The 12047-nt window shown below is 52.2% G+C and carries 17 protein-coding genes and 1 pseudogene; all 18 read left to right on the top strand.

Features of this window, described 5'->3' with window-relative positions; translation table 11 throughout:
• Nucleotides 1–73: 73 nt before the first annotated feature.
• Nucleotides 74–337, top strand: a pseudogene (locus HV302_RS23425) (YmfL family putative regulatory protein); the annotation flags it as partial.
• Nucleotides 338–509: 172 nt separating this feature from the next.
• On the top strand, nucleotides 510–689 hold the full coding sequence (locus tag HV302_RS23420) for a DUF4222 domain-containing protein (protein WP_003034732.1): 180 nt from the start codon (nucleotides 510–512) through the stop codon (nucleotides 687–689).
• On the top strand, nucleotides 679–1536 hold the full coding sequence (locus tag HV302_RS23415; protein WP_181626629.1) for a conserved phage C-terminal domain-containing protein: 858 nt from the start codon (nucleotides 679–681) through the stop codon (nucleotides 1534–1536). Before HV302_RS23420 ends, HV302_RS23415 begins: the two co-directional genes overlap by 11 nt.
• Nucleotides 1533–2432 carry a phage N-6-adenine-methyltransferase gene (locus HV302_RS23410; protein WP_181626628.1) on the top strand — a complete coding sequence of 300 codons (900 nt, stop codon included), beginning with the start codon at nucleotides 1533–1535 and terminating at the stop codon, nucleotides 2430–2432. Before HV302_RS23415 ends, HV302_RS23410 begins: the two co-directional genes overlap by 4 nt.
• The gene (locus tag HV302_RS23405; protein WP_181626627.1) at nucleotides 2425–4422 is read left to right on the top strand and encodes a DNA cytosine methyltransferase; all 1998 of its coding nucleotides are present in this window, start codon (nucleotides 2425–2427) and stop codon (nucleotides 4420–4422) included. Before HV302_RS23410 ends, HV302_RS23405 begins: the two co-directional genes overlap by 8 nt.
• Nucleotides 4419–4817 (top strand): RusA family crossover junction endodeoxyribonuclease, encoded by a 399-nt coding sequence (locus tag HV302_RS23400; protein ID WP_000780154.1) that lies wholly within the window; start codon nucleotides 4419–4421, stop codon nucleotides 4815–4817. The genes HV302_RS23405 and HV302_RS23400 overlap by 4 nt, the downstream gene beginning before the upstream one ends.
• An 86-nt stretch (nucleotides 4818–4903) precedes the next feature.
• The gene (locus HV302_RS23395; protein WP_163208392.1) at nucleotides 4904–5275 is read left to right on the top strand and encodes a KilA-N domain-containing protein; all 372 of its coding nucleotides are present in this window, start codon (nucleotides 4904–4906) and stop codon (nucleotides 5273–5275) included.
• Entirely contained in the window at nucleotides 5272–6093 is an 822-nt protein-coding gene (locus tag HV302_RS28080) for an antA/AntB antirepressor family protein (RefSeq protein WP_081328879.1), read from the top strand. Before HV302_RS23395 ends, HV302_RS28080 begins: the two co-directional genes overlap by 4 nt.
• Nucleotides 6090–6611, top strand: coding sequence for a hypothetical protein (locus HV302_RS23380; protein WP_069219404.1), 522 nt, complete (start codon nucleotides 6090–6092; stop codon nucleotides 6609–6611). Before HV302_RS28080 ends, HV302_RS23380 begins: the two co-directional genes overlap by 4 nt.
• A 10-nt stretch (nucleotides 6612–6621) precedes the next feature.
• Nucleotides 6622–7677 carry a DUF968 domain-containing protein gene (locus tag HV302_RS23375; RefSeq protein WP_181626626.1) on the top strand — a complete coding sequence of 352 codons (1056 nt, stop codon included), beginning with the start codon at nucleotides 6622–6624 and terminating at the stop codon, nucleotides 7675–7677.
• Nucleotides 7678–7698: 21 nt separating this feature from the next.
• Entirely contained in the window at nucleotides 7699–8388 is a 690-nt protein-coding gene (locus HV302_RS23370; protein ID WP_181502011.1) for a bacteriophage antitermination protein Q, read from the top strand.
• 74 nt (nucleotides 8389–8462) lie between these two features.
• On the top strand, nucleotides 8463–8678 hold the full coding sequence (locus tag HV302_RS23365) for a hypothetical protein (protein ID WP_181502010.1): 216 nt from the start codon (nucleotides 8463–8465) through the stop codon (nucleotides 8676–8678).
• Nucleotides 8629–8820 carry a TrmB family transcriptional regulator gene (locus HV302_RS28420; protein WP_181629377.1) on the top strand — a complete coding sequence of 64 codons (192 nt, stop codon included), beginning with the start codon at nucleotides 8629–8631 and terminating at the stop codon, nucleotides 8818–8820. Before HV302_RS23365 ends, HV302_RS28420 begins: the two co-directional genes overlap by 50 nt.
• Nucleotides 8821–8970: 150 nt before the next feature.
• Nucleotides 8971–10023 carry a DNA-methyltransferase gene (locus HV302_RS23360; protein ID WP_131351221.1) on the top strand — a complete coding sequence of 351 codons (1053 nt, stop codon included), beginning with the start codon at nucleotides 8971–8973 and terminating at the stop codon, nucleotides 10021–10023.
• 148 nt (nucleotides 10024–10171) lie between these two features.
• On the top strand, nucleotides 10172–10558 hold the full coding sequence (locus HV302_RS23355; RefSeq protein WP_065944628.1) for a phage holin family protein: 387 nt from the start codon (nucleotides 10172–10174) through the stop codon (nucleotides 10556–10558).
• Nucleotides 10545–10826: a phage holin family protein gene (locus HV302_RS23350; RefSeq protein WP_024160547.1), complete on the top strand. Its 282-nt coding sequence runs from the start codon at nucleotides 10545–10547 to the stop codon at nucleotides 10824–10826. The genes HV302_RS23355 and HV302_RS23350 overlap by 14 nt, the downstream gene beginning before the upstream one ends.
• Nucleotides 10826–11443, top strand: a complete 618-nt coding sequence (locus tag HV302_RS23345) for a glycoside hydrolase family 19 protein (RefSeq protein WP_065944629.1) — start codon at nucleotides 10826–10828, stop codon at nucleotides 11441–11443. The genes HV302_RS23350 and HV302_RS23345 overlap by 1 nt, the downstream gene beginning before the upstream one ends.
• On the top strand, nucleotides 11440–11979 hold the full coding sequence (locus tag HV302_RS23340; protein WP_071681467.1) for a DUF2514 domain-containing protein: 540 nt from the start codon (nucleotides 11440–11442) through the stop codon (nucleotides 11977–11979). Before HV302_RS23345 ends, HV302_RS23340 begins: the two co-directional genes overlap by 4 nt.
• Nucleotides 11980–12047: the final 68 nt, after the last annotated feature.

Here is a 12047-nt window from a genome sequence, read left to right as displayed (position 1 = left end):
TCCTTCCGCTTATTCCCTCGAATTCCCGGTTGTTTCCGGGTGCTCCGTTTGATCCATACATCACTGTCAGTCATCAGCCGATATCAACCAGCGCCTGATGGAGTCCATTGAATGGATTGGCCGTCATTCTAACTTTGTGCGTAAAGCTACTGCTGATGGGGTTATTGACGCAGATGAGCGCGCTCAGATTGAAGAGAACAGCTATCAGGTGATCGCGAAGTTTCAGGAGCACGTCACGCTGCTTTATCGAGTTTTTTGTGTCGCTGAAAAGAGTGACGCCCGCGAGTGTGCAGCTCCGGGCGCCTTGGCGAACAACTCTTCGAGTATGGAGAAATAATCCGCATGAGCAGTTTAACGGCTTTTAACCGTCTACCGCAACTCAGGATGATCCCGGTTTCGGGTACTCCGTTGTTTCGGTATGAACGCAGATTATCAAACCGCTGGGTTCCGTGTAACCACAGTAGGGCGGTTTCAATTGTGGGGGTCTACAACCGGAGGGCAAAACGCCTGTGCGCGAACTTAACCGAAGGTTCAAAGACCACCGCGGAGTGCCAGTCCGTGTTATCCGCTGGGAGCCAGAAACACAGCGCGTTATCTATCTGCGTGATGGCTACCCGCACGAATGCTTCAGCCCACTTGAGCATTTCAGGCAAAAGTTCAGGGAGATAACGGACGATCATGAGCACTAAATTAACCGGCTACGTATGGGATGGTTGCGCGGCGTCGGGCATGAAGTTGTCTAGTGTCGCGATCATGGCTCGCCTCGCTGATTTCAGCAGCGATGAGGGCGTGTGCTGGCCGTCCATTGAAACTATTGCTCGCCAGCTTGGCGCAGGGCCGAGCACTATCAGAACGGCAATCGCAAAGCTTGAAAAAGATGGCTGGCTCACGCGTACACAGCGCCGTAATGGTAACCGTAATGCTTCGAACGTGTACCGCCTGAATGTGGCGAAACTTCAGGCTGCCGCATTTTCTCAACTGTCAGATTCTGACACGTCAAAATCTGACGCATCAAAATTTGACGCCTCAAAAACTGACCCGTCGAAATCCGTCAAAAACGGCGGTTTTGACCCGTCAGAATCTGGCGGGGATCCGTCAGTAAAATCAAAACAAGATCCACAAGTAACTTCAAAACCCTCTTGTCCGGTTGCGGCGCAACCAGACCCTGAAGTCGTGATTACTGACCAGGCGATTCTGGTTCTGACCCATTTGAACCAGACCAGCGGATCCCGGTATCAGAAATCAAAAACATCCCTGGAGAACATCCGTGCCCGACTGCGTGAGGGATACAGCGTTGCAGACCTGCAACTTGTTATCGACCTGAAGCATGAGCACTGGCACGAGAACGACGAGCAGTACCAGTACATGCGCCCGGAAACGCTGTTCGGCCCGAAGAAATTCGAGAGCTATCTGCAAAGCGCTACCCGCTGGGAGCAGAAGGGACGGCCTAAACGTGCTGACTGGGGAGCGAAAAAGCGCGATGTGATGGCTTTTGGTCCGGTTGAAACAACGATTCCAGAGGGGTTCAGAGGATGACGTTAAACAAATATTGCCAGGCGCTGGTGGCACTACGTAGCCAACCAGCCCACGAATTGAAAGAAGTTGGCGATCAGTGGCGGACACCGGACCTGCTTTTTTGGGGCATTAATGCGATGTTCGGCCCGCTGACGCTGGATCTCTTTGCTGATGACGATAACGCTAAGTGCCCTGTGTGGTACACCGCCGAAGATAACGCGCTGGTACAAGATTGGGCGGAAATGCTGGAATCAATCGGCGGGGCCGCATTCGGTAATCCACCCTATAGCCGCTCTCAGTACCACGAGAAGCAGGCGATCACCGGCATGACCCACATCATGGATCACACAATGGAGATGCGTGAAAAGGGTGGGCGTTACGTGTTCCTCATTAAAGCGGCGACAAGTGAAACATGGTGGCCGGAAGACGCCGATCACATCATGTTTATTCGCGGTCGTATTGGCTTCGATCTCCCTGTGTGGTTTGTTCCTGCCGACGATAAGCAGAAACCCACAGGTGCTTTCTTTGCTGGTGCAATCGCTTTGTTCGACAAGACCTGGCGCGGCGAGCGTTTCAGCTACATCAGCCGTACCGATCTGGAGGAAAAAGGGAAGGCGTTTATGTCACTGGTCGAATTTGCCGCGGGAAAGGTTCAGCCACCAGCCACCACGGTGCCAGAGCAAGAAGAACCCATTGTAGTGCCAGCAGTATTACCTGATGTGGATTCGCGTATCTGGCCGCTTGAGGTTGGTCTGGTGTTCAACCAGGTTGAGGGGGCGAATTCTCTGGACGCATCGCAGCAGAACAAGCTGAAAGCGAACATTAACCAGCTGTGGCTTGAGCGTATGCCAACCAGCGAAATCATTACTACTGCTGGTGGACTGGTCAGCAGCATGCAGGGGGCCATCAATGCGTGAAATTATCGTTGATAACTTTGCTGGTGGCGGTGGCGCATCAACGGGTATTGAACTGGCGATCGGGCGCAGCGTGGATATTGCGATCAACCACGACGAAAACGCCATTGCGATGCACAAGACGAACCACCCTGACACACTGCATTACTGTGAATCCGTATTTGACGTGGATCCGGTAGCCGCCACCGGCGGTAATCCTGTTGGCCTGGCATGGTTTAGCCCGGACTGCCGACATTTCTCAAAGGCCAAAGGCGCAAAGCCTGTCAAAAAAGAGATACGCGGTCTGGCCTGGATTGTTCTGCGTTGGGCACTGGCTAAGCGACCGCGCGTGATGATGCTGGAGAACGTGGAAGAGTTCAAAACGTGGGGACCGTTAATTGACATCCCGCCTAAACCTGATTTGCCGGAAGCCCTTATGGCGGATTTTATTGGCCCGGTTTACCCTGGAAATAGTCGCCCAGACCCTGCCCGCACTGGAGAAACATTCAATGCATTTGTCGGCATGCTGTCCACTGGTATTCCTGCTGACCACCCGGCACTGTCAGAGGTTTGTGAGTTTCTGTCTATTGAAAGAGGTAGCGAGCAGGCGCAACAGCTGGTGGATGGGCTTGGATATGATGTTGATTATCGCGAACTGCGCGCGTGTGATTACGGAGCACCGACGATCCGCAAACGTTTCTTCATGGTTATGCGCTGCGATGGTTTCCCTATTCAGTGGCCTGCTGTTACCCATGGGGATCCTAAGTCTCTGGAGGTGCAGAGCGGCAGGCTGATGCCATGGCGTACCGCTGCGGAATGTATCGACTGGAATGTTCCGGCCCTGTCCATCTTCGACCGCAAAAAACCATTGGCTGAAAATACGCTCAAACGCATCGCTCGTGGTATCCAGCGGTTTGTGATCGAGAGCGCGTCGCCGTTCATCGTTAAGTGCAACCACACGACGACCAAAGGGAAATACGACTGTTTCCGTGGTCAGAAGCTGGACGAGCCTTTGCAAACTATTACTAAAACCCACGGTTACGCGTTAGCTGTTCCACATCTGACAAAATTCCGCACTGGCGCAACCGGGCAGCCCGTTACCGAACCTGTCCCGACGGTAACCGCTGGCACATCAAAACGTCCAGGTGGGAATGGGCATGCTCTCGGGATTGTTGAGGCTGCACTGACACCATTTCTGGCGGGTAATGGTGGTAGTGAATACCAGGCTAAACCGCGCCCGCTGGATAAACCTGCTCATACCATTCTGAAGCAATCCCGCGCCTGTCTTGTTGCGCCAGTGATAGCCCGCCAGTTTGGGGCCAGCGTCGGCCACCGTGCAGACGAACCGAGCGCAACCATCACCGCTGGTGGTGGCGGTAAATCTCAACTGGTAACGCCTACGCTGATTCAGATGGGTTATGGCGAACGACCTGGACAAGAACCGCGTGTGCTGCGACTGGATAACCCGCTGGGGACCGTTACTGCAGGCGGAAATAAATTTGCGACGGTGAGCGCGTTCCTGGCGAAACACTACGGCGGTAACTATACGGGGCCGGGTGTCAGTATGGATGAACCCGCGCATTCAGTGACCACTGTCGACCATCATGCGGTAGTTGCCTCTCATCTGGTGAAACTGCGTGGAACATGCCGCGACGGGCAACGCCTTGATGTGCCCATGCCAACAATCACCGCTGGTGGCCAACACGTGGGTGAGGTGCGCACATTTCTCGAGACGTATTGCGGGGAAAGTGACGATGAATGGCTGGTAACGATCGATGGGGTTAAATACCAGATCGTTGATATCGGAATGCGCATGTTGCAGCCGCATGAACTCTACAAAGCGCAGGGCTTCCCGGATGGATACGTTATTGATCAGGACTACCGTGGAAATCGCTATGCAAAAGATAAGCAGGTAGCCCGCTGCGGTAATGCGGTACCACCACCATTCGCCAGGGCGCTGGTGGAGGCAAATCTTCCGGAACTGTGTGCAGTGCAACAGCAGGAGGTGGCATGAAACTTGTGCTCCCGTTCCCTCCAAGCGTGAACACGTACTGGCGCGCCCCTAATAAGGGGCCGCTGGCCGGTCGTCACCTCATTAGCGCTGATGGCCGTAAATACCAGAGCGCTGCCTGCGTGGCGATCATTGAGCAATTACGACGTCTCCCGAAGCCATCGACTGAACTGGCAGCGGTTGAAATCACTCTGTACCCGCCGGATGCGCGCCGTCGGGATATCGATAATTACAACAAAGCCCTGTTTGACGCGCTGACGCATGCGGGTGTCTGGGAAGACGACAGCCAGATTAAGCGCATGCTGGTGGAATGGGGACCGATAGTACCGAAGGGAAAAGTTGAGATAACCATAACGGCATATAAAAAAGAGGTGGTTATATGTCCAGCTGTGGGTTGAATATTGGTCGTTATGGCAGTAATGTCGGAAAGTGCAAGCGAAAAGGGCGTGCAGGCCCTTCGCAACAATCAGAGTATGGAGAGAATATGAGCAATCATCATGTTATGGGCACTGCTACGCCCAAAAAAGACTCTTATCTTGTTGTTGATGGATGTTTAATCAACTCATTCGAACCAAATCTTTATAGTCTCAATGATATTCATAAGGCTTCAGGTGGGTCTGCGTCCAAAAAACCTGCGTTTTATCTCAGGACGCTAACTGCAAAAAGAATTCTAAATGCTCTCCCTGGTGAACGTTGGGAAAAGTTGCATGTTATTCGCGGTGGAGTCTTACAGGGTACTTTCGCCTCTCAGGAGTTGGTTTTTGCCTATGCCCTCTGGTTGAGCCCTGACTTTTATGTTCGCGTTCTGAGCAATCTCCCTTTTATCAGCGATCTGCGCAACGGGGAGGCAAAATGAGTCAGCTACATCAGATCATCCCGATCACTCAGGGCAATATTGGCAACCACATAACCCCGATGGTCAGCGCTAAAAGGTTACATGCCTTTCTCGGCGTTGGGCGTGATTTCACCAACTGGATTAAAGGGCGTATCAGTCAGTATGGTTTTGCTGAAAATACTGATTATGTGGTTTACGCCAATTCTGGCGAGAACCCCCTCGGTGGACGCCCAACCGTTGATTACCTGATCACCATTGATATGGGTAAAGAACTGGCGATGGTGGAGAGAAACGAGAAGGGTCGTCAGGTTCGTCGTTATTTCATCACATGCGAACAACAAGCGAAAATGCGAGTTGGTACACCATCATTACCAAATTTCTCTGATCCGGCACAGGCTGCGAGAGCATGGGCTGATGAATTTGAAGCCAGGCAGCGCGCGGAAACAGTTACCCACCAGCAGGCCGAATATATCGAGCATCTCGAGAGTCTCTTCACTGACGGGCTTTCCCCTGTACAGTTCTGTAAGCGTTTGAATGGTGTGAATACCTCCAAGATCAGTGCCTGGCTTGTCTCTGCTAACTGGCTGTACGACGACAATCCCGAAGGCCGCAGTGCACAGTGGCGTGTTCGTTCGTATGCCCGCGACAAATACCTCACCGAGAAAAGCAGTAAAGTATCGCCAAACTCTGCGGTGAGCTTTACTACCTACCAGCCCGTCCTGCTGCGTGAAGGCGCTGTCTGGCTGTACAAAAACTACCTGAAGGGGAAGCTTCCGATGAAGGTCACCTGGAACGGTAGTTTTACCCACGATAAAGATTTAGCAGGGGGTCTCCAGTGAGAGTGACCCCTCCGCACCTTCAGCCTGTATTGTCCAGGGTTAAACGGTTTGTTGAAAAACAACCTGATGGGGCAACGCTCACCCATCTGACGCACAAAGTATCAGCATATAGCTCGTTGAGCCGGAAGGATAAAGAAAACCTGATCGATATCATCCGCGAAAACAGCCTGCTCTGCATTACTGATGACGGCAGGACAACAACCCTGCATCACCCTAAGTTTGGTCATAAATCCGTGGCGCCGGTTATTGCGTCGTCGAAGACATTGAAGGAAGCCACTATGAATAAGCCAACCGTGACCCCTGAAGAATTACGCAAGCAGGCTGAAGCCCTCATTCGTGCCGCTGAAGAAGCTGAAAAAAAGGCAGGTGACCGCGCTGAAATAAAAAAGCAACTCGATCCTCTGAAGCTTGAAATCCTCCAGGCTTATGGAATGGCAAGCCGTAAGTTTGATGAGTTTGTGGATGCTATGGCGGACATGGGGAAGGCCGTACAGAAATTTAAAGATCTGACGGTATAAGGGGTGGGCATTGAGAGCCTTACTTACCCCTGAAATGGTGCCACGCCTTGGCGTGGTGCTGTTCAAGCCAGGACGGGAGTTAATGCCCCTGTTTGCATCAGGTCGCGTGCTGGTTGAACGGGAGCCAGAAAACATGGCCCGGCTTCCGTCTGGTCGGATCCCCGATGCACAGCAACCGCTACTGGATGATGCCAGCCTTCACACTTTCTTTACCGATGAACGGGTCATTACTGCTGCTGGTGGTATGTCCGGGCTTGAGTACTGGCTTCGTCAGCGCGTTAAAAAGTGCCAGTACCCTGTTTCTGACTACCATCATGCCGAGCTCACAACACTATGGCATCCGCCTGGCGCGCTGGTGGTGTGCTGGCATTGCGATAACAAATTGCGTGGGCAGACTACGGAGAGGCTGCAGGCGCTTGCCCTGAGCAATGTTGCCGAGTGGGTTATTGATACCGTACTGGTTGGGCTTGGCTACAACAAAGAGCGCTCCCTCTCTTTAGCCGAGCTTTGCTGGTGGGCTGTTCAGTCAGGTGTCGCTGATGCCGTCACTGAAGGAATGGCGCAACGGGCACTACGGTTGCCAGACGAACCATTATTATCTGTTTACCGGGAAAGTGACATCGTACCTATGCCGCCGGCCACCAGCATTATGCAGGAAAAAGTCAGGCCGATTGAAACGTTACCAGCTCGTCGATCAGACAGCCTGGATGTGGAAACCCAAAAGCCAATACTGACGTTAACCGTCGATCCGGAGTCTCCGGAGTCTTTCATGCTCAGGCCAAAACGTCGCCGCTGGATAAATGAGACGTACACCCGCTGGGTTAAAACACAACCCTGTGAGTGTTGCCGACGGCCAGCAGATGATCCGCACCATATCGTAGGGCACGGTATGGGGGGGACAGCAACAAAAGCCCATGACCTCTTCGTGATCCCTCTGTGCAGAGAGTGCCACGACGAGTTACACGCCGATGTACCGGCATTCGAGCAGAAGCATGGTACGCAGCTTGAGCTGCTACTGCGTTTTATTGATCGGGCGCTGGCGATCGGCGTAATTGCGAAAGCTTAAGTGTATGGAGCGCAAAGAAGCATGAATCAACAAGACCTGAATTTTGTAAGAATAGAATTGCGCCGCGCGCTACCTGACCTCTCTGGGGGAACAAAAGGGCAGCTTGAGGCTTTCAGTGAACACCCACCAGCAGACAAAAATGCCACCCCGCGCCGTGGAATTCATCTCGTCGAACTCGAAGGAGAGAAGGGGCCACGCTTTGTTAACTCGCTTTCCGCGCCACTGTATGTGCTGGAAACACGCAGCCGCCGCAGGCCAATGCCGCCGATAAAAGATGCGGAATTTGAGTCCGCGCCGTGGCGTAGGGCAGTGTCCGCGCTTAGTGGATACCAGCAGGCCTGGTTGCGGTACTGCTACGGTTTTGACCTTAGCTATAAGCACCAGGTGATGATGTGTGAATACGTCTGGAAGACTTATCAGAAATGCCTGGGTGAAAACTCGCTTCAGGAGCGCGTAGTAAAGAAACTGATAGGCCTGGTATGGCTGGCAGGGCAGGAAATTGCCGCAACCCGAAACAATGAAACCTATAAAGACTACGCTGGTGCGGCACTGGCCCGCATGGTTAGCGTTGACCGTTCGACATGGTTGCGTGTCTATTCAGGGCACTGGGCTGGGTTAAAGGCCGCTTTTATGCAGCTTGATGAATCAGCGTTGGCCATGGCTCTTGAATACTATGAGGAAGAAGAAGCCCTCAAAGTGGCAGAAATGTGAAGTAAATTTCACTATCTCCTTCAAACGCGCTTGCAAAATGCAACAAAATAAGCCATATTTAAAGCATATTTGATATGTTGCCAAAGTTATATAAACCCGCCGATGAGCGGGTTTTTTTATGGCAAATCAGCCATGCACGGCGCATAAAGGCGCTGGCGGTCGCAGAATGGAATTCTTCTCTTGCTGGTATCACCAACCAGAGTTATTTGTATGTCACGCAACTAATTTTAGGTAAAAGACATGCTAAATCAGGAAGATATGACAGAAACGGCAAAGGCTGTTTTCAATGAATTAAGCGATAAACCAGCAACGACTGGGGAGATTGCACAGAATACCCACCTCAGCCGCGAACGTTGTCAGCTCATACTCACACAGCTGGTGATGGCGGGGTTATCTGATTACCAGTTTGGATGTTATAAACGCCTCCAGTAATGGGGGCTTTCTGCTGTGGAAATGGGCGGCTGGTGGGTGTTAGCGCACCCGGCCAGCCATCAGCTCATGCTTTCAGGTCACAAGCTAACCAAGGCCCACTGCTTTAGCGCAAAAGCAACGTGAGCCTATCAGAGTTACGCTTACTGATCTATGAAAAATACTGTAAAAATAAACAGTGCTGAGTTAATCAACGCTGATAGCCTGCATTACGTCGCCACCCTCCCGGATAACTCTATTGATCTTATAGTTACGGATCCTCCGTACTTCAAAGTGAAGCCCAACGGCTGGGACAACCAATGGAAGGGGGACGAGGACTACTTACGCTGGCTTGATAGCTGCCTGGCTGAGTATGCTCGCGTTCTTAAACCTGCTGGCAGCATCTACCTGTTTTGCGGTCACCGACTGGCCTCAGACATAGAGATTATGATGCGTGCCCGGTTCAACGTTTTGAATCACATCATTTGGGCAAAACCATCGGGCCGCTGGAATGGATGTAACAAAGAAAGCCTGCGCGCGTACTTTCCATCTACGGAACGGATTTTGTTTGCTGAGCACTATCTTGGGCCGTACACAGGTAAAGAGGATGTTTACGAAAGGAAAAGCACAGAGCTAAAGCAGCACATTATGACGCCGCTGATTGATTACTTCCGTAATGCCCGTGAATCACTGGGTGTCAGCTCGAAAGAAATAGCTGAGGCAACCGGAAAGAAAAACATGGCGTCACACTGGTTTGGTGCAAGCCAATGGCAACTACCAAATGAAGTGGACTATAGAAAATTGCAGGAACTGTTCACGCGGATCGCTATCGATAAGCACATTCAGCAGAAGCTTGAACATCCTCACCACCAGCTGGTAGCTACCTATCAGTCATTAAACCGCAAGTATTCAGAATTGCTGGAGGAATACAAAACCCTCCGGCGCTGCTTCTCTGTTTCCGCTCTTGTTCCGTATACCGACGTATGGACGCATAAGCCTGTTCAGTTTTATCCAGGCAAACATCCATGCGAAAAACCTGCCGATATGCTGAAACAGCTCATTAGCGCCAGCAGCAGGCCGGGGGATATTGTTGCCGATTTCTTTATGGGCTCTGGTTCAACTGTGAAAGCAGCAATAGAACTTGGCCGTCGGGCGATCGGCGTAGAACTGGAGGAAGACAGGTTTATACAGACCACCGAAGAGGTGGAAAAACTGAAAAAATCATAACGATCACCACGCTTCCCCGTTGCTGTGGCGATTACCATTTTCAGGCACCGGGAATCATCCTTACTTTTATTTGAACAAAAGAGCCCGGTTGCCTGATTCCACATCCCCTCATTTCTGAGAGGAATCACAGCAATTAAGAGGGGGCTAAATGTCCGATCCGATTTCCGGTACTGGGCTGGCTGGTGGTGTCCTGACGGGGGCCAGCGTCTATGGATTTCTGTCCGGAACCGATTACGGCGTGGTGTTTGGCGCGTTTGCCGGAGCTGTATTTTACATTGCAACCACAGCGGACCTGAGTGCAGCGCGCCGACTGGCATATTTTCTGGTTTCGTATATCGCGGGGATCCTTTGTTCCGGGCTGGTGGGTTCAAAGCTGGCTCAGGCTACCGGCTACAGTGATAAACCACTGGATGCCATTGGCGCCGTAATCGTTTCTGCTTTAGCCGTCAAAATCCTGACGTTCCTGAATAATCAGGATGTCGGCTCGCTGGTGGCGCTGATAACGCGCCGGGGAGGTTCAGGTGGTACAAAATGACCCATCGGCAACTTTTAATGCATTGCTTTGTGCTGGGGTAGTGTTAACCCTGATGTTTTACCGTCGCGGCGACTCGCGACATCGACCGTGGATATCTCGTTTAGCGTGGCTGCTTACGGTTATCTACAGCGCCGTTCCGCTGGCGTATCTGTGCGGTATTTACCCGTACTCATCATGGGCCACTATCGGGGCCAACTTTATTTTCCTGTCCGTGCTGGTCGCCGTAAGAGGCAACGTGGCACGTCTGGTTGATCATCTGAGGCACTAATGAACCAATCACAATTTCAGCAGGCGGCTGGTATCAGCGCCGGGCTTTCTGCGCGCTGGTTTCCGCACATTGATGCGGCAATGAAAGAGTTTGGCATTACAGCTACGAACGATCTGGCTATGTTCATCGCCCAGGTTGGGCATGAGTCTGCGGGTTTTACCTCGCTGGTGGAAAGCTTCAACTACTCGGTAGAGGGGCTGAAGAAAACCTTTGGTAAACGCCTTACTCCTTATCAGTGTGAAATGCTGGGTCGTGTCGATGGTAAGCAGGTGGCCCACCAGCCGCAAATAGCCAATCTGGTGTACGGTGACCGCATGGGGAATAACAGCCAGGGTGATGGCTGGAAATATCGCGGTCGTGGCCTGCTTCAAATCACTGGCCGCGAGAACTACGTTAAATGCGGTGCGGCGTTGAAGCTCGATCTGATCAGCACACCAGAGTTGCTGACACAGGAGAAGCATGCAGCCCGTTCTGCTGCCTGGTATTTCACGTTACGTGGTTGCCTGATGTATTCAGGTGATGTTGTACGTGTCACGCAGATCATTAACGGTGGCCAGAATGGACTGGCTGACAGAAATAGTCGTTATAACAAAGCGCGGGCGGCGTTGCTGGTATGACAGCGATCTTTGCTTTAGTTAAGGCCCGGTGGAAAACAATCATTGTATTGTTGCTGATGGCTGGTGCGTTTCTTGCCGGGAATGTCTGGAGTGAGCGGGGCTGGCAAAAGAAGTGGGCTGACCGCAATAGCGTGGAATCTTCACAGGAAGCGAACGCGCAGACTGCCGCCCGCTGGATTGAACAAGGGCGCATAATTGCCCGTGATGAGGCTGTAAAAGATGCACAAGCACAAGCTGCTAAATCTGCTGCCACTGCTGCTGGCCTGTCTGCCACTGTTAGCCAGTTGCGCACAGAAGCAACAAAGCTTGCCGCCCGTCTGGACGCCGCAAAGCACACCGCAGATCTTACCGCTGCCGTCAGAAGCAAAACAGCCGGAGCCGACGCCGCAGTGCTCGCCGACATGCTCGGAGATATTGCAGCAGAAGCTAAGCGATATGCTGGAATCGCTGACGAACGCTACACCGCCGGGATGACGTGTGAACGTATTTACGATTCGGTGAGAGAGTCAAACAACAACCCCATAGCCTCGCAATAGCGGGGCTGTTTTATGATCACTGTCAATCATGAAAATGATAACCATTACCATTTTGGCGGGTCCTCCTG

It is taken from the genome of Citrobacter sp. RHBSTW-00859, from assembly GCF_013729795.1.
Taxonomy (GTDB): Bacteria; Pseudomonadota; Gammaproteobacteria; order Enterobacterales; family Enterobacteriaceae; genus Citrobacter; species Citrobacter braakii.
This window is presented reverse-complemented; position numbering and strand designations above follow the sequence as displayed.